A 25,922-nucleotide genomic window follows, 5' to 3' on the forward strand; every position below is an offset into this window, starting at 1 on the left:
CGACACGGCCGCCGGGGACGCCGCAGCCGCAGCGCAGGAGCCGCGGGCCACGGACGGCGGCGGTGCGCCAGCGGCGACCACCGGCGCGACCGGCGCCCTGGCGTCCCGGGGCGCCGGAGCGGCTGCGCGCGGCGCGGGGAACGCCCCCGGGGCGCTGCGCGGCCTGCTGCCCGTGGTGGAGTCGGCCGCGCTGGCCGCGGCGGTGACGCTGGTCGGGCTGCTGGTGCCGGTGCCCACCGACGCGGACGACCACGTGAACATCGCCGTGGTGCAGGGCAATGTGCAAAAGCCCGGCATGGACTTCCTGGGCCGCCCGATGAAGATCCTCAACAACCACGTCAATGCGACCCTGCGGCTGGCCGAGGACGTGAAGGCGGGCCGTGCGCCCAAGCCCGACCTGGTGATCTGGCCGGAAAACGCCTCCGACCTCGACCCGTACAAGCACCGCGAGGCGTACGCCCGCATCGACCTCGCGGTGAAGACGATCGGCGTGCCCGTCCTGGTGGGTGCCCTGGTCGACCATCCGACCAAGGTCGGGTACGTGGAGAACCAGGGCATCGTCTGGGACCCCGAGACCGGCCCCGGCGCCTCGTACACCAAGCAGCACCCGGTGCCGTTCGGCGAGTACGTGCCCTTCCGCGAGCAGCTCAGCAAGGTCATCTCGCGGCTCGACCGGGTCCCGCGCGACTTCTACCCCGGCGACCACTCCGGGGTCATGCAGGTCGGCCCGGCCAAGCTGGGCGACGTGATCTGCTTCGAGGTCGCCTACGACGCGATCGTGCGCGACACCGTCAAGGCCGGTGCCCGCGCCCTGGTGATCCAGACGAACAACGCCACCTACGGCCGCACCGGCCAGCCCGAGCAGCAGTTGGTGATGTCCAAGCTGCGGGCCATCGAGCACGGGCGGGCCGTGGTCACCGCGGCCCCCAGCGGGATTAGCGCTGTGGTCGCCCCCGATGGGACCATTGAACAGCGCACCAAGGAATTCACCCAGGACGTGCTCAGCGCGCGAATTCCCCTGCGCGATGACACCACCGTCGCCGACCGGCTCGGCGCTGTGCCCGAGTGGGTGCTCGCTATGGTGGGAGTTCTGTCCTGCGCCGCTGCGATCATGGTGGGCCGGCGAGGACGTACGGACGAGAAGGGGATGCAGTGAACGACGGCGTAGACGTTGCGCGTGGCGAGACTCAGGGGAGGAAGTACGGTCCGCTCGGTACGACGCTGGTGATCATTCCGACCTACAACGAGGCGGAGAACATCAAGCTGATCGTCGACCGGGTGCGCAAGGCCGTCCCCGATGCGCACGTGCTCATCGCCGACGACAACAGCCCCGACGGCACCGGCAAGATCGCCGATGAGCTCGTCGCCGCCGACGAGCAGGTGCACGTGCTGCACCGCAAGGGCAAGGAGGGGCTCGGCGCCGCCTACCTCGCCGGTTTCCGCTGGGGCATCGAGCACGACTACGGCGTGCTCGTCGAGATGGACGCGGACGGCTCCCACCAGCCCGAGGAGCTGCCCCGGCTGCTGACCGCACTGGGCGGTGCCGACCTCGTCCTCGGCTCCCGCTGGGTGCCCGGCGGTCGCGTGGTGAACTGGCCCAAGTTCCGCGAGTACATCTCCCGCGGCGGCAGCACGTACTCACGGCTGCTGCTCGACGTGCCGATCCGCGACGTCACCGGTGGCTTCCGGGCCTTCCGCAAGGAGACCCTGGAGGGCCTCGGCATGGACGCGGTGGCCTCGCAGGGCTACTGCTTCCAGGTGGACCTGGCCTGGCGCGCGGTGAAGGCCGGCTTCCACGTGGTGGAGGTGCCGATCACCTTCGTCGACCGCGAGCTCGGCGACAGCAAGATGAGCCGCGACATCCTCGTCGAGGCACTGTGGCGGGTCACGGCCTGGGGCGTGGGTTCCCGGGTCGACCGGATCACCGGCCGCAAGCACACCTAGAACAGGCACACTGGAGACATGAGCTTCGGCGCATCGCACATCCCCCAGCCGCCCGGGCGACGCTCGCGCTTCCGTCGGTTCGTACCGCTGTCCGTCGCCGCCTGGCTGGTCCTGGAGATCTGGCTGCTGGTGGTGGTCGCTGAGGCCACGAGCGCCCTGACGGTGCTGGCGCTGCTGGTGGCCGGCGCCGTGCTGGGCGGCTATGTGATCAAGCGGGCGGGGCGCCGGGCCTGGCAGTCGCTGACCACCGGGCTGCGCCCCGGCGCAGGCCCCGCGAACGACGACCCGACGGCCGGCCTCGGCAACGGCCTGGTCATGCTCGGCGGACTGCTGCTGATGCTGCCGGGCCTGGTCTCCGACGCGCTGGCGCTGGTCTGCCTCTTCCCGCCGACCCGGTCGCTGCTCAGCCGCCGGGCCGAGCGCGGCCTCTCGCGCCGCATGGGGTACGCGACGAGTTCCCTGGGCGAGGCGTTCCAACAGGCGAGCCGGGGCGGCCCGAGCTTCTCCGGGGACGGCAAGGTCGTCCAGGGCGAGGTCATCCGCGACGATGTGCCGCCGACGCAGGGCGGCGAGCCCGAAGACCGGAACCCGGGACACCAGGACCCCCCGCTGCCCCGCTGAATCCGAGGCCGCGCTCGCTCTGGCCTCCGCCTCTGCCGGCGCCTGCTTCCGTGCTGTTCGCCGTGCGGGGCGGTGGGGGCCACCGGTCCTGGGCCGGGTCTGAGTCCGGTCTAGGTCTGGGCTGGGTCTGGGGCAGGGTGGGGCGGGCCTGATGCACGTCGGCACTGGCGTACGGGCGTGCCGAACGGTTTCGCGCGGTACGGAGACCGCGACCGGTGCGGGCGGGCGGAAGGGCCAGCCGGCGGGGCGTTCGGAGCCCGGCGCCCGGACGGTGCGCGGGCCGCTGGTCGGGCAGGAGGCCATGCGCGGTTCGTGGGCCGGGCCGGGCGCGGTCCGACAGACGCGGACCTCGCGGGCGTGGGGCAGACGCGGGCCCAGCAGACGCGGACGCGGCGGGGAACGAGCCGCACGCGGGGATATCGAGACGCACGAGGGGCGGGGTCACTGCGGAACAGTGACCCCGGCCCTCGATGTGCTGCTGTGTCACCGGGCGGGCCCGGCGTTAACGCGTCCGTCAGGCGGACTTGCGGTTGTCCCGCGGATGCACGGCGATGTTCATGGCGCCGGAGCGCAGGACGGCCAGCCGCTCGGCCAGCACCTCCTCCAACTCCTCGCGGGTGCGTCGCTCCATGAGCATGTCCCAGTGCGTGCGCGCAGGCTTGCCCTTCTTCTCCTCAGGCCCATCGCCGTCCACCAGGAGCGCCTGGGCGCCGCACGCCTTGCACTCCCACTCCGGCGGAATCTCCGCCTCTACCGAGAAGGGCATCTCAAATCGATGTCCGTTCTGGCATGCGTACTCCACCGCCTGGCGCGGGGCCAGATCGATGCCGCGGTCGGTCTCGTAGCTGGTCACCACGAGTCGCGTGCCGCGGAGAGCTCGCTCACTCATGAATCGTGCCTCCCGGGCTTTGTCGCCCACAGGACAGGTGTCGCTGTCGTCGTCATCCGTTCAACGTCCGGTCGGCGGTGAAGATTCCCGTAGAGGGACATGCGTCGCCCGTCGTGCCGCCCCGTTGTTCTACCCACCGGCGCCCGGTTTGTCACATCTGACAGTAGATGTCACCCAGCGTTTGCCGTTCTTTAGCGCGCAGTAACGGTCCGCCTAGTGGGTCGAGGGCGTACACTACTCGCCCTCATGCGTCTGCTCTAAATCCGGTCCACTCTACGGTCAAAAAGTGGTGTTCTTCGATCGCGGACCTAGCTCTTTCGTACCCTAGTGCGCCCTGCTCGTATTCCTGGACGCGGCAAGTCGCTTGAAGGTTGCGTTCGCGATCGGCCTTCGTTCCGCTTCGTCACGCGTCGCCCCGCCCCTGAGTCCGCCGCATCCAGGCCGCCGCACCCCGTCGCCGGTGGCCACGGCCCGGCGCGAGGCCGGCGGTGGCTACTCGCTCGGCTGCGGTGCCGGCCGCCGCGCCGGCTGCTCGGATTCGGTGCCGGCGCCCTCCTCGGCCGTCCCGTGCGGCTGGCCCGAACTGCCCGCGACGACGCCGCGCTGGGCCTGCTCCAGATCGGCGATGGCGAAGAACCTCAGGAAGAACTGCGACAGCGGGCCGATCGAAACCGCGTACAGCGCCGTTCCCACGCCCACCGCGCCGCCGAGGGCGAAGCCGGTGCCGAGCACGACCACCTCGATGCCGGTGCGCACCAGGCGGATCGAGCGGCCGGTGCGCCGGTGCAGGCCCGTCATCAGGCCGTCGCGCGGCCCGGGGCCGAACCGGGCGGCGATGTAGAGGCCGGTGGCCGCGCCGTTGAGCACGATGGCGAACAGCAACAGCGGAATGCGCACCGCCAGCGGGCTCGGCTCGGGCGTGAGCGCCAGGGTGGCGTCCATCACCAGGCCGATCACCACGACGTTGGAGATCGTGCCGAGCCCCGGGCGCTGGCGGAGCGGAATCCACAGCGCCAGCACCGCGGCCCCGGCCAGGATCGTCACGGTGCCGATGGACAGCCCGACGTGCTCCGCCACCCCCTGGTGGAAGACGTCCCACGGATCGAGCCCGAGCCCCGCCCGCAGTTGTAGGCCCATGCTGAGGCCGTACAGCGTCAGGCCCACGTACAACTGCGTGAGACGGCGGACGAGGTGGGCCCCCCTTGGTATCGGCACGGTCTGCTCCTTCGTGTGATGGCGTCCAACGGGCGTCGCCGTGGGCGCGCCCGGGCGGGCCGGCGCCCGCCGGCCAGGTGCCCCCGGGTGGCGGGCAGCGGCCCGTGTACCGGGGCCGGCTGGTGGCAGTGGCCCGTCTCGTGCCACCCTGTGGCCCGGGAGTAGGCCACTTCCAGTGCCAATCTCGGGAAGGTGGACTGGAGATCATGAGTGAGTGGACCTCTGCGGTGGGAGCCCCGCAATTGGCCCGGCTGCTCGGTTCGCAGCGTGCCACGGACGCCGTGCCCGCGCCCCCGGGGCGCCGGGTGTCCGCCTACCGGGCGCTGGCCGACGGCATCCGGCTGCTGATCCTGGAGGGCCGGGTGCCGGTCGCCGCCCGGGTGCCGGCCGAGCGCGAGTTGGCCGCCGCCCTGGCCGTGAGCCGGACCACCGTCGCTGCCGCCTACGAGGCGCTGCGCGGTGAGGGGTTCCTCGCCTCCCGCCGCGGTTCGGGCAGTTGGACCGCGGTCCCGGCCGGCAACCCGTTGCCCACCCGCGGCCTGGAACCGCTGCCGCCCGAGGCGACCGGTTCGGTCATCGACCTGGGCTGCGCGGCGCTGCCGGCGCCCGAGCCGTGGCTCACCCGCGCCGTCGCCGGCGCCATGGAGGCCCTGCCGCCGTACGCCCACACCCACGGCGACTACCCGGCCGGGCTGCCCGCGCTACGCCAGGCGCTGGCCGACCGCTACAGCGCGCGCTCCATCCCCACCAGGCCCGAACAGATCATGGTCACCACCGGCGCCATGGGGGCGGTCGCCGCCATCTGTCGGTTGATGGTCAGGCCCGGCGAACGGGTAGCCGTCGAGTCGCCCTCGTACGCGAACGTCCTGCAACTCATGCGCGAGGCGGGCACCCGACTGGTGCCGGTGGCCATGGCCGAGGGGCTGCGGGGATGGGACATCGCCGGCTGGCGGCAGGTGCTGCGGGACGCGGCGCCCCGCATGGCCTACGTCGTCGCCGACTTCCACAACCCCACCGGCGCGCTCGCCCCCGACGACCAGCGCCGCGAACTGGTGGCCGCGGCCCGCTCGGCCGGCACCGTGCTCGTCGTCGACGAGACCATGACCGACCTGCCGCTGGAACCTGGTGCGTCGATGCCGGCGCCGGTGTGCTCCTACGACCCGGCCGGCAGCTCCGTGATCACCCTGGGCAGTGCCAGCAAGGCGTTCTGGGGCGGGCTGCGCATCGGTTGGGTACGGGCCACCCCCGATGTCATCCGCAGCCTGGTCGCCGCCCGCGCCTACGCTGACCTCGGCACCCCCGTGATCGACCAGCTCGCGGTGAACTGGCTGCTGGGCAACGGCGGCTGGGAGGAGGCGGTGGCGCTGCGCCGGGCCAGCGCGTTGGAGAACCGGGACGCCCTGGTGGCCGCGGTGCAACGGCACCTGCCCGACTGGGAGTTCACCGTGCCCCGCGGCGGCCTGACGCTGTGGGTGCGCACCGGCGGGCTCTCCGGCTCCCGCATCGCACAGGCGGGGGAGCGGCTCGGCGTGCGGGTCCCCTCGGGTCCGCGGTTCGGCATCGACGGGGCCTTCGAGGGCTATGTACGGCTGCCGTTCACGGTGCGCGGCGCGGTGGCCGAGGAGGCCGCCACCCGGCTCGCGGCAGCGGCCCGCCTGGTGGCGGACGGGGCCGAGGCCGAGGTGCCGCGGCTGTTCGTGGCGTAGCGGGCCTTCGCGGCGTTGGCCGCTTGGTGCGTGTCCGCTGCTCGGCCGCGGTGGCCGGTCAGTGCGCGGCGGTTGGTCAGTGCGCGGTGGCCGGGCGCTGGCCGGCGGCCCGTTCTCCGGCGCCGGGAGTCGGCCCGGCCGACGGTGCACCGTGGCCGGGCACCGCCTCGGTCGGCGTTCCTGTCTGGCCGCCGCCGGGCAGCAGGGCGAGTACCGCCCGCCGCTCGTCCTCGCTGGTCGCCTCGTCGTACGGGTCGGGCGTGGCGGGCACCTGGAGACGCTGTACGGGGCCGTCGCCGAGGCGGGCGAAGCCGCGCCCTGGAGGCACCGCGGGCATCGGCGACGTGGGTTGCGGCGCCCCCAGCCCGCGGTGCACCACCTGCGGCGAGAGCGGGCCGAGCACCACCCGGGCGCGGGTGTGGGCCAGCACGTCGGGGCCGAGGGCGGCCAGCGCGCCCGGCTGTTCGGCGATGGCGAGCGTCAGACGGGCGGGCCTGCCGTGCCGCAGCGGGACGCGCAGCAACTCCGCCGCGCCCGGTCGGCCGTCGGTGGCCGGCCGGCCGAGTGCCGACGGCCGGTCCACCACGATCCACAGCGGCCGGAGCACGTCGCCCGGGGCCTGCCGCCCCAGCCGCCGCGCCTCGTGGGCCCGCATGAGCCGCCGCTCGGTCTCGTGCGCCACCCACTCCAGCGCGGCCCGGGCACCCGTCGGGTCGCTCTCCACCGCGAGGACGCCGCTGCGGCCGTGCAACCACCCGTACCCACCGCTGCCCGCCGCGTCCACGACCAGGACGTCGGCCTCCGGCAGCGCCTGGAGCAGCAGCGAGCGCAGCAGGGTGGTGGTGCCGCTGCCCGGCCCGCCGAGCGCGAGCAGATGCGGTTCGGTGGACCTGGGGCCGGTGCGCCACAACACCGGGGACGCGTCGCCGGCGGGTCGGCCGGCCAGGTCGACCACCGGCAGGGTGCGGGAGACGGCCTCCGGGTCGGTGAAGCCGAGCACCCGCTCGCCGGGCGCGGTGACGAAGCGCTGGGCGCAACGGGTGGTGGGCAGTGCGGGCAGGGCGTGCAGGGTGAGCCGGCCGGCCTCCTCGTCCCAGTCGAAGCGGTACTCCCGGCCCCGCCCGCACTTCGCGGCGAGCAGCCACTCGACCTGGCCGCGCGCCGTGGCGTCGCCGTCGGCGAAGTAGGCGGGGTAGCGCAGGGCCAGGTGGACCGGGCGTCCGTCGGGTGCGAAGCGGTACTCCTCGAACGCCCGCTGCCACTCCCCGTCGTACGCGTACAGCGGCTCGGGTGCGCCGGCCGCGCCGAAGTGCGGGACCAGCGCCGCGTAGAGGGTGCGCAGCCGCTCGGCCTCGTCGGTGGTGGGCGGCGGGGGGGCCGCCGCCCCGGCCCGACCCGCCCAGGCCGCCGCGGCCATCAGGGTCAGCAGCGCCAACAGCGGCCCGTACGGCGCGCGGCAGCCCAGCAGGGCGCCGGCCGCCAGCAGGAGCACGGCGGGGCCGCGCCGCTCCTTGGGGGTCTGGGCCCAGCGCTGGCGGCCGATGGCGGTGAGGGCGCGCCCGCCGCGCAGCAGGTACAGGACCGGGTGGAGGACGTCGGTGGCGCCGCGGGCCGCCGTGCGCACGAGTGCGCGGCCCCGTGCGAGGCGGCCCTTGGAGGTGCGGACGAGGGGGCGGAGTGGGCGGGCCACGACGGTCTCCCGGGCTGGTGGGCGGTCAGATCCTGATGTCACCCAGCAGGTCGGCGAGGCTGGCACTGCCCGCCTGGATGCTGGGGGCGATGGCGGTGCCCGCCAGGTAGAAGCCGAACAGGGCGCAGACGATGGCGTGCGACGCCTTCAGGCCGTCCTTGCGGAAGAAGAGAAAGACGATCACGCCGAGCAGAACGACACCGGAGATGGACAGGATCATGATGGGCCTCCTGGGGGGTGGGGGCGATCACCGTATGTGGCTTAAGACTCACAGAAAGCACGAAAGGGGGAAAGTTGCGAATGGGTGATTTATCGGGCAAATCACCCCGCATGTCGAAGGTGATCCGTCCGTAGGGTGGGGGGACGGCGCGGATGCGGTCGGGTGTGTCCGGCGCGGTGATCGGCGGCCCACCCCGGACCGGGGCGGGCCCGGTGGACCTGAGCGGAGGACGGTTTCCATGAGCGAACACGGTGAACACGGCGGACCCGGAGAGCGGTCGGGCGGGGGCGCGGTCGGGCGCGAGGGCGGCGCGACGGACGCGCCGGGCGCCGCCCAAGTGGCGGCACCCGACGGCGCGCTGGGACAGCCGGCCCCACCGGCTGACGCGGAGCCGGCGCACGACCCCGAGGTGCTGCAACTGGCAGGCAAGGTCTTCGACCTGGCCCGGCACGGCGACACGGACACACTGGCGGCCTACGTGGACGCCGGAGTCCCCGTCAACCTCACCAACGACCGGGGCGATGCGCTCCTCATGCTCGCCGCCTACCACGGCCACGCGCGGGCGGTCGAGGCCCTGCTGACCCGGGGCGCCGACGCGGACGGGGCCAACGACCGGGGCCAGACCCCGCTGGCCGGCGCGGTCTTCAAGGGCGAGGACGAGGTGGTGCGCCTCCTCGTCCAGCACGGCGCCGACCCCGCCGCCGGAACGCCGTCGGCCGTCGAAGCAGCCCAGGTCTTCGGCCGGCCCGACCTGCTGGGGTTGTTCGCCGAAGGGTGACGCCGGTGGGTGGGGCGGGGCCCGTGTGGGTGGGGCGGGTCGGTCCGGTGGGTTGTTCGTACGGTGCTGTGGGCGGGGTGCTTCGGGGGCTCGTACCGGTGTGGGGTGACGGGTTGAGGTCGGGCCCGTCACCTGTGGCACGGGCCGCACTCCGACCCGGTGTCGCAGCGCGCGGTGGCTAACCTGTCGGCCATGGCAGACAGTGAAGAGTTGATCGGGCGCCGGCCGCTTGAGGTCGAGGTCGAGGCCGAGGCGCTCCGGTCGGGCAGGTGGGACCTGCTCGCCCAGATCGGTGAGACCTGTGAGCAGATCGACGCGCTCGACGGTCGGATACGGGCGTTCGTCGACGAACCCGATCGGCGCGGGCGGTTGTGGGCCGAAGTCGCGGCGACCCGCGCCCGCTGGCCCGAGCCCGCCACCCGGCCCGCGCTGTACGGCGTGCCGGTGGGGATCAAGGACATCGTGCACGCCGACGGGTTGGCCACCGGGGGCGGATCGGCCGTGCCGGCCGCCGAGTTGACGGGGCCGCAGGCGACGGTGGTCACTCGGCTGCGGGCGGCCGGTGCGCTGATCGCGGGCAAGACGGTGACCGCCGAGTTCGCGGTCACCGCCCCCGGCCCGACGCGCAACCCGCACCACCTGGACCACACGCCGGGTGGTTCGAGCAGCGGTTCGGCCGCGGCCGTCGCCGCCGGCCTGGTGCCGCTGGCGATCGGCACCCAGACGGTGGGCTCGATGATCCGCCCGGCCGCCTACTGCGGCGTGGTCGGCTTCAAGCCCGGCTACGGCCGCATCCCGGTGGACGGCGTGATCGCCAACGCGCCCAGCCTGGACACGCTCGGCATCTTCGCCGCCGACGTCGCCGGCGTGCTCCGTACCGCCGCGGTGCTCTGTGACGACTGGCAGCCGGAGCGGGCCACCGCCGGCGCCGGCCGTGCGCTGCCCGTGCTCGGCGTGCCCACGGGCCCCTATCTGGAGCGCGCCGACGAGGCCGCCCGCGCGGCGTTCGACGCGCAGGTCGAGCGGCTGCGGCGGGCCGGGTACCCGGTGCGCGACGTGCCGCGGCTGCTGCCGGACTTCGACACCGTCTACGCCCAGCAGTTCCTGGTCAACCGGTACGAGGTGGCGCGTACGCACGCCGACTGGTTCCCCCGCTTCGGAGAGCTGTACAGGCCCCAGACGGTCGCCGCCATCCGACAGGGCCACGAGGTCAGCGAGGCGGACTACACCGCCGCCCGCGCATACCAGCGCGCCTTCCGCGATCGGGTGCTCGGCACCATGGCGGACGAAGAGATCGACCTGTGGATCACCCCGGCCGCGACCGGCACGGCACCCCACGGCCTCGCCACCACCGGCAATTCGGTGATGTGCCTGCCCTGGTCGTACGCGGGGCTGCCGGCGCTCACGGTGCCCGCCGGCAGCCTGCCGCCCGGGCTGCCGCTCGGCCTCCAGTGCGTGGCACCGTTCGGCGCCGACGAACGGCTGTTGGGGTGGGCGTCGGCCATCGAGGCGGTACTCGCCGACACGGCCTGACCCGCGACCACCCCGGTCCGCACCCCTGCCGACCGAGCCCTCTCCGTACGTCGCTTCCGGGCGATGGTGTCGTACGGGGAGGGCCTGGGTCAGTCGGTGTCGTGGGTTGCTCCGGTCGCCAGCAGAACCACGTCCAGGGTGCGCGGTCCGTGCACCCCCTCCACCCGGCTGAGTTCGATGTCGCTGGTGGCCGAAGGGCCGGAGATCCAGGTCAACGGCCTCAGCGGGGAAAGGAGTTCCATGGCCTGCGGCAGCGAATCCACCACCTGCTCCGGCACCCGTACGACGCACACGTGGTGGTCGGGCACCAGGGTGAGTCGGCGTCGGCCCGGGCCGGGCCCGGTGTCCAGGACGAGGGTGCCGGTCTCGGCGATGGCCAGCGCGCAGCCGGTGACGACGCTGTCCACCGAGTCCAGCGCGCCCGCCGACAGGTCGGGTGCGTCCGGGACGCGGCGGGCGTCCGTCGCCGACAGCCAGTCCGCCGGCAGGCCGTCGGGCACCGCGACGCTGCGCGCGCCGCGCCCGGCGAGCAACCCTGCGATGACGGCGGGCAACCCGGCGCCGTCGGTGTGGTGCACCCGGGCCCGGTAGTCCGCCAGGTGCTCGGCGAGCAGCGCGACCCGCTCGGCAGCCGTGCGTTGGCCGTGGACGCGCAGGTAGGTGCGGGCCACGGCGGTCGGGTCCGGTGCGCCAGGTGAGGGTGTGTCGGCTGCGGGTTTGTCGGCGGTGGGTGTGGCAGGGGTGGGTGTGTCGGTCGCAGGCGCGATGCCTGTGGGGGTGCCAGTTGTGGGTGTTCCGGTAGCGGGTGCGTCAGTCGTGGGTGGGCCAGTCGTGGGTGTGTCGCCGGTGGGCGTGATCCCCGTGGGTGTGTCCGAGGTGGGTGTGCCAGCCGTGGGTGTGTCGATCGCGGGGCCGGCTGTCGGTGGGGTGTTCGTCGCCGGTGTGCCACCCGTGGGCGGGGCGACTCGGTTCGACCTCTCAAGTCCTGCCGCATCTAGGGCAGTTCGGCTGTCGGTCAGTGCTCGGCGCACCCGGCCCAGGACCCGCGCCCTGCTGTCCGTACCGCCGTCGCCGGTCATGACGTCCTCCCCTGGTCTGCCCCTGCGTCCGGCCCTGCACCGGGGGCTGTGTCCGGGCCCTGCGTGCGCTGCCACCAGTCGCGGAAGGATTCGGGTGGCACCTGTGGCAGTTCGCGGCTGCGGGTCCAGGCGCGCCCGGGGCCCGGCAACCGGCTGGGGTGCAGCCGCCGGGTGCGCGCGAGCAGCCGCTGTCCGACGCGGAGCGCACCGGGGTGGTCGAAGGCCCAGCGCGCGGCGCGCATCGCGGCCCGCTCGGCGGCGTGGCCGCGGGCCGGCCGGATCACGGCCCGGGTGCCGCGCACCGTCACCTCGCCGCCCTCCACCACCCGTTCCCTGAGCCTGACCAGCACCTCGGGAATGTCGATGGCGACCGGGCACACCTCGTAACAGGCACCGCACAGCGACGAGGCGTACGGCAGGGACGCGTCGAGCGCGCTCACCGTGCCGCGCAGTTGGGGGGTGAGGATGGCGCCGATCGGGCCGGGATAGGCCGAACCGTAGGCGTGGCCGCCGGCCCGCTCGTAGACGGGGCACACGTTGAGACAGGCCGAGCAGCGGATGCAGCGCAGGGCCTGGCGCCCCACCCGGTCGGCGAGCGCGTCGGTGCGGCCGTTGTCGAGCAGCACCAGGTGGAAGGCGGCCGGGCCGTCCCCTTCGGTGGTGCCGGTCCACGTCGAGGTGTACGGGTTCATCCGCTCGGCGGTCGAGGACCGGGGCAGCAGTTGCAGGAATACCTCCAGGTCCTGCCAGCGGGGGATGACCTTCTCGATGCCGACGACGGAGATCAGCGTCTCGGGCAGGGTGAGGCACATCCGGCCGTTGCCCTCGGACTCGACGACGACCAGCGTGCCGGTCTCGGCGACCAGGAAGTTGGCGCCGGAGACGGCCACCTTTGCGGTCAGGAACTTCTCCCGCAGGTGCAGCCGCGCCGCCTCGGCCAACTCGGCCGGATCGTCGGTCAGGTCCGCGGGCGCCGGGCGGCCCGCGCGCCCCATCCGGTCCCGGAAGACGTCGCGGATCTCGGCCCGGTTGCGGTGGATGGCCGGCACCAGGATGTGCGAGGGCAGGTCGTCCCCGAGCTGCACGATCAGCTCGGCCAGGTCCGTCTCGTACGCGGTGATGCCGGCCGCGGCCAGCGCCTCGTTCAGCCCGATCTCCTGGGTGGCCATCGACTTGACCTTCACCACCTCGCGCTCGCCGGTCTCCCGCACCAGCCGGGTGACGATCGCATGGGCCTCGGCGGCGTCGGCCGCCCAGTGCACCTGGCCGCCGGCCGCCGTGACCGCGGCCTCCGCCTGCTCCAGGTAGTGGTCCAGATGGTGCAGGGTGTGGTCCTTGATGGCCGCGCCCGCGGTGCGCAGCTCGGCCCAGTCGGAGAGTTCGCCGACGGCCGCGGCGCGCTTGGCGCGGATGGTGTGGGTCGCGTGCCGCAGGTTCTGCCGCAGGGTGGCGTTGCGCGTCGACTGCTCGGCCGCGGCCGGGAAGGTGGGCGCCGGGCCCGGGAACGTCGGCGCGGCGCCGGCCGCGCCCGGCACCGTGCGGGCCGCCGTGTCCCCGGCCCCCCGCTGTGCGTCCGCCCTGCTCACCACACGTCTCCTTCCGTGCTGGCCAGGATCTCCGCGAGGTGCACGGGCCGCACCGGGGAGCCCTGCCGGGCCAGGGTGCCGCCGATATGCAACTGACAGGAGTTGTCGACGGTGCACACCGCTTCGGCCCCGGTCGCGGTGATGGCGCGGGCCTTGTCGGCGCCCATGGCGGCGGATACGGCGGGGTTCTTGACGGCGAACGTGCCGCCGAACCCGCAACACTCGTCCGCCCCGGCCAACTCCACCAACTCCAACCCGCGCACCTGCCGCAACAGGGCGTGCGGACGCTCACCGAGCCGCAGCATCCGCAGCCCGTGGCAGGTGGGGTGGTAGGTGACGGTGTGCGGGTAGTACGCGCCGACGTCGGTCACCTTGAGGACGTCCACCAGGAACTCCGTCAGTTCGAGCGTCCGCGGCACCACCTCGGCCGCCGCCTCGGCCAACGCGCCGCCCCGTCCCTCCGCCACCGCCCCGGCTCCCAGCCGCGGGTAGTTGTCCCGCACCATGGCGGCGCAGGAACCCGACGGCGTCACGATGTGGTCGTAACCCCGGAAGGCGTCGGCGAAGCGGCGCAGCAGCGGCTCCGTCTCGTGCCGGTACCCGGTGTTGTACTGCGGCTGGCCGCAACAGGTCTGCGCGGCGGGGAAGTCGACGGCGACCCCCAGCCGTCTGAGGAGGGTGACGACGGCCTGCCCGGTGCGCGGATAGAGGGTGTCGTTGACACAGGTGACGAAGAGGGCGACACGCACGGTGCTCCTTCCGGCCCGCTCGGTCCCGGCGGGCCCGCGCGGCCCCGGCCTGACACACCGGCCGGCTGCACCGAGCGCCGCCCGCGGTGATCCACCACGCGCCATCCTGCCCCAGCCGCGCGGGCCTGGGAAGGACGACCCGGCCACACGGCACCCGACCCGGCCCGTCGCGTTCCCCCGGTCGGCGGGGCGCCAGGGGCCGGCCCGGTCCGGCTCAGACGCTGGCCGGCGACGGCTGCCCGAGCAACTGGTGGATCTCCCGGACCGCCGCGCCGCCGGCCCGGTTGGCGCCGATGGTGCTCGCCGACGGGCCGTACCCGACCAGGTGCACCCGTGCGTCGCGGACGGCGCGGGTGCCGTCCAGGGCGATGCCGCCGCCCTCCTCGCGCAGCCGCAGCGGGGCCAGGTGGTCGATGACGGGGCGGAAGCCGGTCGCCCACAGCACCACGTCGGCCGCGACCGTGCGGCCGTCGTCCCAGGCCACCCCGTCGGGGGTGAGGCGGTCGAACATCGGCAGCCGCTCCAGCACGCCCGCCGCGCGGGCCCGCTCCATCGCCTCCGTCATCGGCAACCCGGTCACCGACACCACGCTGCGCGGCGGCAGCCCCTGCCGCACCCGCTCCTCGACCCGGGCCACTGCGGCCCGTCCCACCTCGGGGCTGAAGGGGCCGGTACGGAACACCGGCGGGCGCCGGGTGACCCAGGTGGTGGCCGCCGCGACCTCGGCGATCTCCAGGAGGTGCTGCACGGCCGAGGTGCCGCCGCCGACCACGACCACCCGCTGGCCGGTGAACGGCGCGGGCCCCGGGTACTGCGCCGTGTGCAGTTGTCGGCCGGTGAACGTCTGCTGCCCCGGATAGCTGGGCCAGAACGGGCGGTCCCAGGTGCCGGTCGCATTGATCACGGCCCGCGCCGACCAGTCCCCGGCCGACGTCTGCACCAGCAGCCGGTCCCCTTCGCCCGCCCGCACCGCGGCCACGTCCACGGGACGGTGCACCGGCAGTGCGAAGGACCGCTCGTAGTCCGCGAAGTACGCCCCGATGACCTCGGACGAGGGCCGCTCCGGGTCGGCCCCGACCAACTCCTTGCCGGGCAGCGCGTGCATGCCGTGCACCTTGCCGTACGTCAGGGTCGGCCAGCGGAACTGCCAGGCGCCGCCGGGCGCGGGGGAGTGGTCGAGCACCACGAACCCGTCCCCGGGCAGATAGCCGCGCCGGCGCAGGTGGTACGCGCTGGAAAGACCGGCCTGACCAGCGCCGATGACCACGACGTCGACGCGGCGCGGCCCCGCTTGGCGGCCTGCCGCGGGCGTGGCGGGCGAGCTTGCCGCGGGCCGCGCAGCCGTAGCTGCCGGCTGGGCGGCCGTTCCCACCTGCCGCGCCGCCGCATCCACCGGCCGCCCCGGCCGTACCGTCCGATCCTGCACCGTCGCCGCAATATCGTTCACGTTTCTACTAACCGGGGTGGGGTGCGATCTCTTCCCACCCGGTGGTGTCGCGCTTGGCGGTGTCGAGCCCGGTGGTGTCCGACCCGGCGGCGGGAGCGCGCGGCACCGGGGTCGCGGGGCCTGGGCCGCCCGGACCCGGGCGGCCGGGACCAACCGGCCGTCGGCCGTCAGAGGCCAGCCGTCAGCCCTCGGTCGTCGGCCCTCGGTCGTCGGGAGAGCCCGTCCGGCCCCGCTCGCGCGGGCGGGGCCGGACGGGGGCACCGCTGCCCCTCACCGCCCCCCGGCAATCAGCAGCGGTGCGCCGCCGCCCGGCGCGGACGCCGGGTGGCCGTTGGTGGTCGGCGGGGCGCCCGGGCCCGCCACCGGCGCGAGCAACCCGCGCGCCGCGAGCTCGGGGCGCACACCCTCACCGAACCAGTAGACCTCCTCCAGATGCGGGTAGCCCGACAGCACGAAGTGGTCGATGCCCAGTGCGTGGTACTCCTCGATCCGATCGGCGACCTGTGCATGGCTGCCCACCAGGGCGGTACCGGCGCCGCCGCGCACCAGGCCGACGCCCGCCCACAGGTTGGGTGCGATCTCCAGCCCGTCCCGCGAACCGCCGTGCAGCGCGAGCATCCGCTGCTGGCCCACCGACTCGCTGCGCCCCAGCGCCTGCTGCGCGGCGGCCACCGTGTCCGCGTCCAGGTCGTCGAGCAGCCGTTCGGCGGTGGTCCACGCCTCCTTGGCCGAGTCCCGCGAGATGGTGTGCAGCCGGATGCCGAACCGCACCGTACGTCCCTCGGCGGCGGCCAACCCCCTGATCCACTCGACCTTCTCGCGTACCTGCGCCGGCGGCTCGCCCCAGGTCAGATAGACGTCCGCGTGCCGGGCCGCCACCGGCCCGGCAGCCGCCGAGGAGCCACCGAAGAAGACCTGCGGCAGCGGGTCGGGCGGCAGCGCGGTCAACCCACCCTCGATGCGGAAGTGCTCACCGGCGAAGTCGTACGGCTGCCCGCCCCAGACACCGCGGACCACCGAAAGGAACTCGGCCGTCCGCGCGTACCGCTGGTCGTGGTCCAGGTGGTCGCCGAACCTGCGCTGCTCCACCCCGTCCCCGCCGGTCACCACGTTCAGCAGCAGCCGGCCGCGGGTGATCCGCTGATAGGTGGCCGCCATCTGCGCGGCCAGCACCGGCGAGATCACCCCGGGCCGGAAGGCCACCAGGAACTTCAGCCGCTCGGTGTGCTGGGCCAGGGCGACCGTCGTCAGCCAGGCGTCCTCGCACCAGGTGCCGGTGGGCGTCAACACGGCCTCGAAGCCCAGGAGTTCGGCGGCCTTGGCGATCTGCGTCAGATAGTCGACGTCGGGCGCGCGCACCCCGCTGACCGGCGCGATCGGGGCGCGCCGCACGCCGCCGTCGGTATAGGCGTGCCGGTCCACCAGGGTGCGGCCGTCGCCGCCGGTGGGCAGGAACCAGTGCAGGTGGACGGACATCAACGGCCCTCTCGGTAGGAACGCGGTGCGGTGCTTGAGGGCGGCAGGTCGCCGTTGAACCGGGTGTCCACCAGGTCGGCGAAGGAGAACCTGCGCGGGGTCAGCCCCAGGTCGGCGAAGGTGTCGGCGATCTGCTGCTCGGAGGCGACCGCCCGGTCGTCCACGGCCACCGGCACCCGGGTGCCGTGCGTGCGCCGCACCGAGTCGAGCGCCGTCTCGTACGGCAGCCCGGTCTCCTTCGACCACACCTTCGCCCACTCCTCAGGGTGCTTGAAGACCCAGTCCTGGGCCCTCCGCAACCGCCGCAGGTAGTCGCCGATCACCTTGGACTTGGCGTCGTCCGCGAGCGCGGTCGGCGCCGCGACCTGGAAGCTGAGCCCGTTGACCACCCCCTGCCCGGTGGTCAGTACCCGGGCGTCGGCGTGCCGCAGTGCCTGTGAGGTGTACGGGTCCCAGATCGCCCAGGCGTCCACCTTGCCCCGGGTGAACGCGGCCAGCGCGTCGGCCGGCTGGAGCAGCGAGACCTGCACGTCGTTGAGGGACAGACCGGCCTTGGCCAGCGACGAGGTCAACTGGTAGTGCGCCGAACTGCCCTGGGCCACCGCGACCGACTTGCCCTTCAGATCGCTGACGGTACGCAGGTCGGAGCCCGTCTTGACCACGATGGCCTCGCCGTACGAGGTGCCGTGCGTGGCCGCCACGATCTTGATCTTGGATTTCGCGGCGCCGGCGAACACCGGCGGGGTGTTGCCCACCGCCCCGATGTCGACCGCCTTGGCGTTCACGGCCTCAAGGAGCGGCGGCCCCGACGTGAAGGTGGACCACCGGATCTTGTACGGCAGGTCGTCCAGCTCCCCGGCGGCCCGCAACACCGCCTCCGAACCCCCCTTCTGGTCACCGACGTTCAGCGTCACCGACCCCTTTCCGTCGGTGTTGCCGCCACCCCCCGAACTGTTGGCGGACGAGGTCCCCGAGCAGCCGGCCGCCAACAGGGCCAACGGAAGCAGCAGGGCCGAGAGGGCCGTGGTCGTGCGCGCTCTCATCGCAGCGGTTCCCCTTCTGGGAGGTGGATGACGGTGGGTCGCGGAGGGGTGGGTGGTGCGGCGCGGGTGTGCCTTGCGGCGCTCTGCGCGTTCGGTGCGCTCGGTGCGTTCCGCGGGGACGTCGGGTGTGGGGCGTACGAGGTGGGTGACGGCTCCACCGGCTCAACCGTCCTTCCGGGTTACGGGACCGGAGGCCGGGGTGGCGACCCCGAGCCGGTCGAGCAGTTCGGTACGGAGCGCGGCGAACGCCGGATCGCCGATGTCACGCGGCCGGTCCAGTGCCACCGGCGTCTCGTACGCGATCACACCGCGGTCCATCACCAGCACCCGATCGGCCAGCAACAGCGCCTCGTCCACGTCGTGCGTCACCAGCAACACCGCGCAGCCGCGCCGCTGCCAGACGTCGGCCACCAGCCGCTGCGCCGTGATCCGGGTCAGCGCGTCCAGCGCGCCGAACGGCTCGTCGAGCAGCAACAGGTCCGGTTCGCGTACCAATGCCCGTGCCAGCGAGGCACGTTGGGCCTCACCGCCGGAGAGCGTCTTGGGCCAGGCGCCGGCCCGCTCGGCGAGTCCCACCTCGGCGAGCGCCCGTTCCGCGGTGGCCCGGTTCGGCCGCCCCGGCAGGCCGAGCAGCACATTGCGCCACACCCGCTTCCAGGGCATCAGCCGCGGCGCCTGGAAGGCGACGGCCCGCTGTTTCGGCACCCACACCTGCCCATCGATCTCCCGGTCGAGCCCGGCGAGCACCCGCAGCAACGTCGACTTCCCGCAGCCGCTGCGCCCGAGCAGGGCGACGAACTCGCCGGCTCGTACGGTGAGTTGAAGGTCATTGATCACCCGGCGGCCGTCGAAGGACCGGCTGAGCCCGGCGACCCGGACGGCCACGTCGTCCCCTGTGTCAACTCCGGCGTCATCCCGTGCGCTGGCTCGGGTGTCGGCCGGGGCGGCGGCCGGCGGAGCGGTCGGAGCGGTGACCGGTGGTACGGCAGTGGCCGCAGGCCCGCCCTCGGTCACCTTCTCCACCGGGCTTATGCGCCCGTGAACGTCGGTCGCCATTGCAGCAACAGCCTTTCCAGAGTGCGAACGATGAAGTCGGCGAGCAACCCGAGGACCGCGTAGACGAGCAGGCAGACCACGATCACATCGGTCTGGAAGAACTCGCGGGCCCGGTTGAGCAGGAAGCCGATCCCTTCATCGGCGTTGATCGTCTCGCCGAAGACCAGCGCCAACCAGGCGGTGGCCAGCGAGTACCGCAACCCGGTCATCGCCCCGGGCAGCGCGCCCGGCAACACCACGTGCCGCACGAGCCCCCACCGTCCGAGCCCGAGCGCGGTGCCGGCCTCGATGAGCTGGGCATCCACGCCGCGGATGCCCGCGTAGACGTTGAGGTAGAGGTGGAAGGCGACGCCGAGGGCTATCAGTGCGATCTTCGGGGCCTCACCGATGCCCAGCCAGATGATGAAGAGCGGAATCATCCCGACCCAGGGGATGCTGCGCAGCATCTGCACGGTGGCGTCGATCAGGTCCTCACCCAGCCGCGACAACCCGGACAACAGCGCGAGCGCAACCCCGACCACCCCACCGAACAACAACCCGACGAGCACCCGCTGTACGGACACCGCCATGGCGTCGGGCAAGGTGCCGTCCCCGATCATGTCGGCGGCGGTACGGGCGATGGTGCCGGGCGAGGCCAGCGTGTCAGGGCTGAGCGTTCCGGTGGCACTGGACACCTGCCACAGGACGAGGAGGACGAGCGGACCGGTGGTGCGACGCAACCAGCGCGGCACGGACCGCCGACGAGCGGACAACGGAACAACCGGTTCCAGGACCGGAGACATGGGGGCTCCACGGAAGTGGGTGGGCCCGGCCGACCCCGTACGCACGACACGACATGCGGAGGGAAGGACCGGGCGAGCGGGGGGGGGGGAGGCGAGGAGGCGGTGGGGAGCAGCGTGCGGGGTTGGTGACCGCGCCCGGTGCGGATGCGGCTGGCGCCGCGGCGTGACGATGCGCGGGTGGCACGGCACCGGAGGGCGGGCGTCGGGGAGACCGCCCCGACCACCGAACGGCCAACAGCCCCAAGACGAACAGCCCCAAGACGAACAGCCCCAAGACGAACAGCTTCAAGAATCCGTACGGACCGAACGGGCTGAACGCGTCGAACGACCTCAACGGATCGAACAAGCTGATCGGATGGAGTCGGTTGATCAGGCTGAATCGAACTCAACCGGACCGGGCCGGGCGGGGGCCGGAGTGCAGGTCAGCGCGAGAGGGCGGACGAGTGCGAGCGCCCGGGGCGACGAGCTGTCAGCAGTCGCGGCAACAGGCGGCGGAGATCACCCGCAGCAGGTCGATGTGACCGCGCGTGGTGAGCAAGGCTGACGTGGACATGCGCTCGAACGTAGCGACGCATTCCACAACGGTCAACGCCCCGTCTCGCCCACCGGACCTTTGTTGCGGGGGCTTTGCGCCCGTCCGTCCTGAGGGCCGGGTGAGGCGGGCCGGGACAGGGGCTGAGTCAACGCGGTCGTCGTACCGCGGGCACATGCCGGCGACGGTGAGGAGCGGGCCGCCAGGGCCGTAAACCGCCTGCTGAATGCTCGCCTTAACCTCTTCGGCCGGTTGCGGCACGTACAGCTACTGCTTCGGCGCAGCCGCCGGTCCCGGACGTGGGGACCTCTTCCCCGTTCCACCCAAGAAGGTGTCAAGTGGTGCCGCCCTGTGGCGGGCCGCTTCCCAGAGAGCCGGGCTCCGCGGTGCTCGTGGCGCCGCGGAGACCGGACCGAGAGGCTTCAGAGGGTGCCGGTGATGGCGATGGAGCCGAAGGTGCCAGTGATGCCCCGGGTGGCGACCGGGAGGGGCGGAGCCCAGTTGCCGTCGGCGTGGCGAACGGTGTGCAGGAGGCGGTTGTCGGGGGTGAGCACGGCGAGTTGGAGTTCTCCGGCGACAGAGGCCGCGCCGAGTGAGGTGGTCTGGACGTTGCCGAGGAGGCCGGACAGTTCCCGGAAGGGCTGCCAGGTCCCGTCTCCAAAGCGGATCGCGTGGTGTTGGCGAGCGCCCTGGTCGGTGGCGATGATGAAGTGGACGTTGTCCCCGACGCCGGCCATGGTCACGGACGTGAGGGGAGCGATCGGGCCCGCGACCTGCCCGATGTCACCCCAGCCAGCCCAGTTGCCGTCGCTGCCGCGGGAGGCGTGGAAAGCCTTGCCCCCGCTGACGGCGGCGATGTGCAGACGGCCTCCCGCACTGGCGGTGGCGACGGAGGTGATGGTGCCCGGGGAGCCGAGGACCGAAGTGACGTCGCCGAATCCCGTCCAATCGCCGTTGGCGTGCCGTACTGCGTGGAAGAGCCTGGCGTCCGCGACCGCGACGACGTGCAGGTCGCCGCCGATGGAGACGGTGGATACCTGCGTGACGTTGCGGAGGACTCCGGCGACGGCTCCCACGTCCCCGTAACCGCCCCACCTGCCGTCTGCGGTGCGCCGGGCGTGGCGGATGCGGCCGTCGTTCCCCACTACCACCACATGTGTGTCACCGTCGATGCCTGCGGCAGCGGCTGTGCGTACGCCGCCGATGTCTCCCAGCCTGGCCTGGACGTCGGTGAATCCGGTCCAGGAGCCGTCCGCGAGCCGAATCCCCTGGTAGAGGGTGTTTCCCGCTTGGACGAGGGTTTCGGCCTTCCAGCCGGGTGTCAGGGCGCGGGCCTGCTGTATCCAGTCATCGAGGTCGTCGATCCGTACGGAGACGGCGCCGGTGCGGGTCTCAGTGACGGGTGTGCCGAGGCAACCACCCTGCCAGGAGCGGCTGTTGATGGCGACGAGCTCACCAGAGGCGTTCACCAGCGGCCCGCCGGTGTCCCCCTTGCAGAGGGCGTCGGTGCCCTTGCCGGTGATGGCCAGCGTGGTGGCTTCGGTGGAGTCGACCGTGAACGCCCCGGTGTGCAGCTTGCCCGGGACCCATTCGGCCCGGGTGCGTCCGAACCCGGCTGCCGTGAGGGTGGCGCCGGCGTCGGTGGCCGTGGTGGCGCGCTTGACGCTCGCGATCGCGGTGGCGGGAGTGGCGAGCCGGGCGAGGGTCAGGTCCCTGTCGGTACGGGGCAGGAGTTCGACGACCTCGATGATCCGACCGTCGCTGAGGGTGGCCGTGCTCTTCACCGCCGGCTTGCCCGCGGGTACCTGCTCGCCGGGGGTGGTGGCGAAACAACTCGCGGCAGTGGCCAGCCACCGTTCGTCCACGAGGACCGCGGTGCAGGCGCGCGGGCTGGGTCGGTCGCCGATGTTCAGCTGTGCCACGGACGTGTACGCGCCGGCAGCGGCGTCGGGGCCGGTCACCGCCCGGGCCGGAGTAGACCCGATCATGCCGGTGGAAACGGCGGCGACGGAGACCAGGACACCGGTGGTACGCGCCGAACGTGAGCGGGGTGCGAGCATGATTTCCTTCCGCGGGGCGGGTCGAGCAGACGGTGGTGGGTGCGCCCTGTACGCGAGCGGCGCATTGGCGTGGCCAAGAGGGGCGACGAGAGGGCTGGGGAGGGGCGCCCCCGTTCCCGGGGGCGGCGTCGGCGACTGGTTCCGGTGTCTTCAGTCCGCTCCGTCAAGCCGCTCCGTCAAGCCGCTGGTTGCGGACTGTCGGGGGGCGAGCGGGCCGGGGTTGCGTGTGGGGTGGTCGCCGGGTATCCCATGCCAGCAGGAGCGAGGGTGTGTCACCGCCGCATGTCGCAGGTGCCGTGCGGGCGCGCCTGTGGGAAGCGGGCTGTCAGGGCCCGCGGGCACATCGTGGTTTGAGCGCCGAAGGGGCGCACGGCGGATGGATCACCGAGCGGGCGGGCATGCCGATCCGCCTTCGGCGGCGCCTACTTCACGCTGATGATCTCCACCAGTGTGTGCGGGCGTCCCTGGTCGTCGCCTATCTCCCCGACCGGAGTCCAGATGTTCTTCTCAATGTCGAAGGACTTCGTCGTTCCGGCCACGGTCATGTTCACCTCGGTGTTGTAGCTGTTTCCCTTGACGCCGAATACGGACGGGAGGTCCAGGCTCAGATACCCCCTGTCCCCGGTCACCTTGAAGCAGTACCTGTCGCGCGGGCGGCTTCGGGCCCACACTTCGATCAATCCGGACTCGCTGTCGCACGTGGTCAGCGTGATGTGGCCATCGCCACTCTTGAGGCGGATGCCCTCTTCGGCGAAGATCTTGTCCGCGTTCGGGTAGCTGAAGTCCTCTACGGCCAAGGGGGGTTGGGCGGGAGTGTCTCCAGGAGCCGCACTGCTCATTCCCACCATTCCCGCGCTCACGCCGAGAACCGCCACGCATGCGATCGAGCCGGAGAATATCCATCGTGACAGATGCATTGCGAACCTTTCGGTAGTTGCTCTCCGGCCACCGGTTGCGGGGCACACTCCGGCAAACCCGGAGGTTACGGCCTCGACGGCGCACGACGAGTGGCCTCATCCTTCAGTCACCTGGTTTCCGCCTCGATACAGTTATCGGCCATTCTGAGCCGAAAAACGCGCGCAAGGGGCCTTGACATTTCTCGGTCATTGTCATTGGCGACTGTGATGGTTCCGTATAGGCCCCGCCGTATTTATGGGATGTCCATTCTTCTTATTTGGTGCACTCTGCGCATGTCGCGGGGGGCTTGAGGGCTATATGTTGCATACGTGACTTCCTGGTGTGCCTAAATGCGGCGTCGAAACATGAAGAACTTGTGAATGCAAGCGGAAGCGTCAGGCCTGTTTAATGGTGGAAGCCGACTCTTCCGGTGGCGCGTGTGCATGTGTGAGAATTCCGTCTCACATCGCTTCGCTCGGGGTTAGTTCGGAATAGAACACTCCCTATTTCTCGCATGAAGCCTGTGCGTCTTCCTCAGGGAAGCGCAGGGCAGGGAAGACCACTTGCCGCACCCGTGCAGCACGCGGTGCCGACACGCTGCCGCGAATGGCACGACATGGACTTCCCGCCGTAACGGTCAACCACCGGCCTGCTCATCGGCAGGCCCGACGTGAACGGTATTCGCATGCAGACAACCTTCTGGAGCCGGCGTCGCCTCGTCGGCGCTCTGGCCGCCGTCACGGCCGCAAGTTCCTCCCCCTGGGCCTTCTCCCTCCCGGCCCGGGCCGCCGGGTCCGAGGATCAGCCGGTCGATCCGTTCGCGCTTCCGGACACCGAGCGCGCGAAGGTGGTCAAGGCATGGGCGCTCGGTGGGCGGGCGGTCAAGCAAGCCGCCACCGACGCGCTCACTGGTGACGATGCCGCCATCTCCACTTTCCTCGCCGAGCAGTTGCCGCGCTTGACCGTGGAGGACAGCCGCGTCGCGGTCCTGACCTACCTGGCCCACGGCGGCACGGGCACGCGCCGCGAGGCCGGCCTGGCCCTCAGCCAAGGTGACGGCGCGATAGCGACATTCGTCAAGGACGGCTTCCGCTCGGCCATCCTGGAGGACCTGCGCGTCACCACGCTCGCCGTGATGAAGAACGCGGGCCTTGCGGTCAAACGGGAGGGCTCGGCAGCCCTGGACGCCAACACCCGCAAGGCCCTGGAGGACTATCTGACGTCTGGTCAGTTCGCGGCACGCGCGGAGGACGCCAGGGTCGAGATCATCAGCTCCATGCGCACCGCGGGCCCGGAGGTCCGCAAGTACGCCGACCGGGCCCTCAGCGGTACGGCCGAGGACGTGCAGTGGTACCTCGACACGGGCCAGCACCTCGCCCGAGCCCGTGACCAGGAAGCATCCACGATCGAAGAGCTCGTCGCGGTGGTCGAGCGGGAGGGGCGGCACGCGCGCAACCAGACCGACCTCGCGGTCGAGGCGGCCGAGCGCGCCAAGAGTTCGGCCGAGAAGGCGAAGGAGGCGGCCGAGAAGGCGGCGGCCGAAGCCGAGCTGGCCAAGGAGGACGTCCAGCGGTCCGGTGCGGCGGCGCGCAAGGCGACCGAGGCCGCCGAAGGCGCTGCGAACGCGGCCCGAACCGCCATCAAGGCGTCCCACGCCGCCGTGGCCGCCTCGCGCCGGGCCTCCTGGGCCGCGACCGCCGCCGCCCAGGCCGCCGCGCCGGCCCGGGGCCCCCCCGCCCCCCCCGACACCACCCCCCGCGCCCCCCCCCCCCCCCCCCCCCCCGGCCCCCCCCCGCCGCCGCCCCCCGGCCCCCCCCCCCCCCCCCCCCCCCCCCCCCCCCACGGCCGGGGCCGCCGCTTCCCGCGCGTACAACGCCGCGATCGCCGCGTCCAAGGACGCCGCACACACCAACGCGGCGAAGGACGCCGCGATCGAGGCGCGCAACGCGGCGGCCCAGGCGCGGTCGGCGGCAACGGCGGCCGACCACGCGGCGGTTGCCTCCTCCCAGGCGGCCGACGCCGGCCTCAGCGCCGCCTCCGCCGCCCGCAACGCCTCAGCAGCGGCGCACGCCTCGGCCCAGGCCGCGGTGGCCGCCGGCAAGGCCGAGAAGGACGCGGCCGAGGCGCGACACCAGGCGGAGATCGCGGCGACCGCGGCGAACCAGGCCACCAACGCCGCCTCTACCGCCCAAGCCTTGGCCAACACCGCGGCGACCGCGGCGCGCGCCTCGCGCGACGCCGCCAACTCGGCGGCCGACCACGCGGAAAAGGCGGCGGGCGCGGCCGAGGAGGCAGTGCGGCACGCAGGCGAGGCCCTCGACTACGCGAACAGGTCCACCGCCCACGCGGCCGAGGCGGTGAAGGCCGCCGACATCGCCACCGCGACGGTTGAGAAGGCGATCACGGTGGAGCGGGCCGCCCGCGAGGCGGAACTGGCCAGCTTGGAGGCGGACAAGAAGCAGGGCCTGGAGGAGGCCCGGGAACTGGCGCGCATCGAGGCCGCAGAGCTGGAAGCCTACCGGGACAAGCACACCCAGGCCGACCTGATCGACAAGGCCCTCAAAGAGACGATTGCCAAGGCCGAGCAGGCGCTGAACGACGATGACCTGACGACGGCAG

General features: G+C 72.8%; 21 protein-coding genes. 7 read left to right on the forward strand and 14 right to left on the reverse strand.

From position 1 onward, the window contains the following. The 3 genes from lnt to fxsA all read left to right on the forward strand — a co-directional run. Positions 1–1,156, forward strand: a 1,156-nt coding sequence (gene lnt / locus AAHZ94_RS00865; RefSeq protein ID WP_349989860.1) for an apolipoprotein N-acyltransferase, incomplete at its 5' end; no start/stop codon positions are given. Continuing rightward, positions 1,153–1,944, forward strand: a complete 792-nt coding sequence (locus AAHZ94_RS00870) for a polyprenol monophosphomannose synthase (protein WP_349989861.1) — start codon at positions 1,153–1,155, stop codon at positions 1,942–1,944. The genes lnt and AAHZ94_RS00870, both read left to right, overlap by 4 nt. Before the next feature lie 18 nt (positions 1,945–1,962). Next, positions 1,963–2,565: an FxsA family membrane protein gene (gene fxsA / locus AAHZ94_RS00875; RefSeq protein WP_349989862.1), complete on the forward strand. Its 603-nt coding sequence runs from the start codon at positions 1,963–1,965 to the stop codon at positions 2,563–2,565. A gap of 514 nt (positions 2,566–3,079) precedes the next feature. Here the strand turns inward: fxsA and AAHZ94_RS00880 are convergent. Together AAHZ94_RS00880 and yczE are read right to left on the reverse strand one after the other, a co-directional pair. Continuing rightward, on the reverse strand, positions 3,080–3,454 hold the full coding sequence (locus AAHZ94_RS00880) for an RNA polymerase-binding protein RbpA (protein WP_349989863.1): 375 nt from the start codon (positions 3,452–3,454) through the stop codon (positions 3,080–3,082). A gap of 492 nt (positions 3,455–3,946) precedes the next feature. Then, positions 3,947–4,591 carry a membrane protein YczE gene (gene yczE, locus AAHZ94_RS00885; protein WP_349989889.1) on the reverse strand — a complete coding sequence of 215 codons (645 nt, stop codon included), beginning with the start codon at positions 4,589–4,591 and terminating at the stop codon, positions 3,947–3,949. Positions 4,592–4,875: 284 nt separating this feature from the next. On the opposite strand from yczE, the gene AAHZ94_RS00890 reads away from it, so the two are divergent. Further along, entirely contained in the window at positions 4,876–6,375 is a 1,500-nt protein-coding gene (locus tag AAHZ94_RS00890; RefSeq protein WP_349989864.1) for an SCO1417 family PLP biosynthesis transcription factor, read from the forward strand. A 76-nt stretch (positions 6,376–6,451) separates the two neighbouring features. Here AAHZ94_RS00890 and AAHZ94_RS00895 read toward each other — a convergent pair whose 3' ends face one another. Together AAHZ94_RS00895 and AAHZ94_RS00900 are read right to left on the reverse strand one after the other, a co-directional pair. Next, positions 6,452–8,065, reverse strand: a complete 1,614-nt coding sequence (locus AAHZ94_RS00895) for a hypothetical protein (RefSeq protein ID WP_349989865.1) — start codon at positions 8,063–8,065, stop codon at positions 6,452–6,454. A gap of 25 nt (positions 8,066–8,090) precedes the next feature. After that, complete coding sequence (locus tag AAHZ94_RS00900) at positions 8,091–8,285, reverse strand: hypothetical protein (RefSeq protein WP_349989866.1); 195 nt, start codon at positions 8,283–8,285, stop codon at positions 8,091–8,093. A 337-nt stretch (positions 8,286–8,622) separates the two neighbouring features. Here AAHZ94_RS00900 and AAHZ94_RS00905 point away from each other — a divergent pair, with 337 nt between their 5' ends. Continuing rightward, positions 8,623–9,063: an ankyrin repeat domain-containing protein gene (locus tag AAHZ94_RS00905; protein ID WP_502964553.1), complete on the forward strand. Its 441-nt coding sequence runs from the start codon at positions 8,623–8,625 to the stop codon at positions 9,061–9,063. A gap of 192 nt (positions 9,064–9,255) precedes the next feature. Continuing rightward, entirely contained in the window at positions 9,256–10,596 is a 1,341-nt protein-coding gene (locus tag AAHZ94_RS00910) for an amidase (protein WP_349989867.1), read from the forward strand. Between the two features lie 89 nt (positions 10,597–10,685). Here AAHZ94_RS00910 and AAHZ94_RS00915 read toward each other — a convergent pair whose 3' ends face one another. The 10 genes from AAHZ94_RS00915 to AAHZ94_RS00960 all read right to left on the reverse strand — a co-directional run bounded on the left by AAHZ94_RS00915 (position 10,686) and on the right by AAHZ94_RS00960 (position 23,323). Continuing rightward, positions 10,686–11,267 (reverse strand): LutC/YkgG family protein, encoded by a 582-nt coding sequence (locus tag AAHZ94_RS00915; protein ID WP_349989868.1) that lies wholly within the window; start codon positions 11,265–11,267, stop codon positions 10,686–10,688. A 404-nt stretch (positions 11,268–11,671) separates the two neighbouring features. Beyond that, a complete protein-coding gene (locus AAHZ94_RS00920) occupies positions 11,672–13,210 on the reverse strand; it encodes a lactate utilization protein B (RefSeq protein WP_349989891.1) in 1,539 nt (512 codons plus the stop codon). Between the two features lie 47 nt (positions 13,211–13,257). Next, positions 13,258–14,010 (reverse strand): (Fe-S)-binding protein, encoded by a 753-nt coding sequence (locus AAHZ94_RS00925; RefSeq protein WP_349989869.1) that lies wholly within the window; start codon positions 14,008–14,010, stop codon positions 13,258–13,260. Between the two features lie 214 nt (positions 14,011–14,224). Beyond that, complete coding sequence (locus AAHZ94_RS00930) at positions 14,225–15,277, reverse strand: NAD(P)-binding domain-containing protein (protein WP_349989892.1); 1,053 nt, start codon at positions 15,275–15,277, stop codon at positions 14,225–14,227. 450 nt (positions 15,278–15,727) lie between these two features. Further along, complete coding sequence (locus AAHZ94_RS00935) at positions 15,728–16,933, reverse strand: LLM class flavin-dependent oxidoreductase (RefSeq protein ID WP_349989870.1); 1,206 nt, start codon at positions 16,931–16,933, stop codon at positions 15,728–15,730. After that, a complete protein-coding gene (locus tag AAHZ94_RS00940; protein ID WP_349989871.1) occupies positions 16,933–17,976 on the reverse strand; it encodes an ABC transporter substrate-binding protein in 1,044 nt (347 codons plus the stop codon). The genes AAHZ94_RS00935 and AAHZ94_RS00940 overlap by 1 nt, the downstream gene beginning before the upstream one ends. A gap of 162 nt (positions 17,977–18,138) precedes the next feature. Further along, complete coding sequence (locus AAHZ94_RS00945) at positions 18,139–19,032, reverse strand: ABC transporter ATP-binding protein (protein ID WP_349989872.1); 894 nt, start codon at positions 19,030–19,032, stop codon at positions 18,139–18,141. Next, positions 19,005–19,814, reverse strand: a complete 810-nt coding sequence (locus AAHZ94_RS00950) for an ABC transporter permease (RefSeq protein WP_349989873.1) — start codon at positions 19,812–19,814, stop codon at positions 19,005–19,007. The genes AAHZ94_RS00945 and AAHZ94_RS00950 overlap by 28 nt, the downstream gene beginning before the upstream one ends. 954 nt (positions 19,815–20,768) lie before the next feature. Next, the gene (locus tag AAHZ94_RS00955) at positions 20,769–22,406 is read right to left on the reverse strand and encodes a trypsin-like serine protease (RefSeq protein WP_349989874.1); all 1,638 of its coding nucleotides are present in this window, start codon (positions 22,404–22,406) and stop codon (positions 20,769–20,771) included. 422 nt (positions 22,407–22,828) lie between these two features. Beyond that, positions 22,829–23,323, reverse strand: a complete 495-nt coding sequence (locus tag AAHZ94_RS00960; protein ID WP_349989875.1) for a hypothetical protein — start codon at positions 23,321–23,323, stop codon at positions 22,829–22,831. 665 nt (positions 23,324–23,988) lie between these two features. Between AAHZ94_RS00960 and AAHZ94_RS00965 the strand changes: the two genes are divergently transcribed. Next, positions 23,989–25,695 carry an ALF repeat-containing protein gene (locus AAHZ94_RS00965; RefSeq protein ID WP_349989876.1) on the forward strand — a complete coding sequence of 569 codons (1,707 nt, stop codon included), beginning with the start codon at positions 23,989–23,991 and terminating at the stop codon, positions 25,693–25,695. Positions 25,696–25,922: the final 227 nt, after the last annotated feature.

It is taken from the genome of Streptomyces sp. HSW2009 (assembly GCF_040240285.1).
GTDB lineage: Bacteria > Actinomycetota > Actinomycetes > Streptomycetales > Streptomycetaceae > Streptomyces.

Coding starts and splice junctions, on each gene's coding strand:
- AAHZ94_RS00950 (WP_349989873.1), bottom strand. CDS start 19,814: ATGTCTCCGGTCCTGGAACCGGTTGTTCCGTTGTCCGCTCGTCGGCGG.
- AAHZ94_RS00910 (WP_349989867.1), top strand. CDS start 9,256: ATGGCAGACAGTGAAGAGTTGATCGGGCGCCGGCCGCTTGAGGTCGAG.
- AAHZ94_RS00880 (WP_349989863.1), bottom strand. CDS start 3,454: ATGAGTGAGCGAGCTCTCCGCGGCACGCGACTCGTGGTGACCAGCTAC.
- AAHZ94_RS00960 (WP_349989875.1), bottom strand. CDS start 23,323: ATGCATCTGTCACGATGGATATTCTCCGGCTCGATCGCATGCGTGGCG.
- AAHZ94_RS00940 (WP_349989871.1), bottom strand. CDS start 17,976: ATGAGAGCGCGCACGACCACGGCCCTCTCGGCCCTGCTGCTTCCGTTG.
- AAHZ94_RS00955 (WP_349989874.1), bottom strand. CDS start 22,406: ATGCTCGCACCCCGCTCACGTTCGGCGCGTACCACCGGTGTCCTGGTC.
- yczE (WP_349989889.1), bottom strand. CDS start 4,591: ATGGGCCTACAACTGCGGGCGGGGCTCGGGCTCGATCCGTGGGACGTC.
- AAHZ94_RS00935 (WP_349989870.1), bottom strand. CDS start 16,933: ATGTCCGTCCACCTGCACTGGTTCCTGCCCACCGGCGGCGACGGCCGC.
- AAHZ94_RS00945 (WP_349989872.1), bottom strand. CDS start 19,032: ATGGCGACCGACGTTCACGGGCGCATAAGCCCGGTGGAGAAGGTGACC.
- fxsA (WP_349989862.1), top strand. CDS start 1,963: ATGAGCTTCGGCGCATCGCACATCCCCCAGCCGCCCGGGCGACGCTCG.
- AAHZ94_RS00965 (WP_349989876.1), top strand. CDS start 23,989: ATGCAGACAACCTTCTGGAGCCGGCGTCGCCTCGTCGGCGCTCTGGCC.
- AAHZ94_RS00890 (WP_349989864.1), top strand. CDS start 4,876: ATGAGTGAGTGGACCTCTGCGGTGGGAGCCCCGCAATTGGCCCGGCTG.
- AAHZ94_RS00900 (WP_349989866.1), bottom strand. CDS start 8,285: ATGATCCTGTCCATCTCCGGTGTCGTTCTGCTCGGCGTGATCGTCTTT.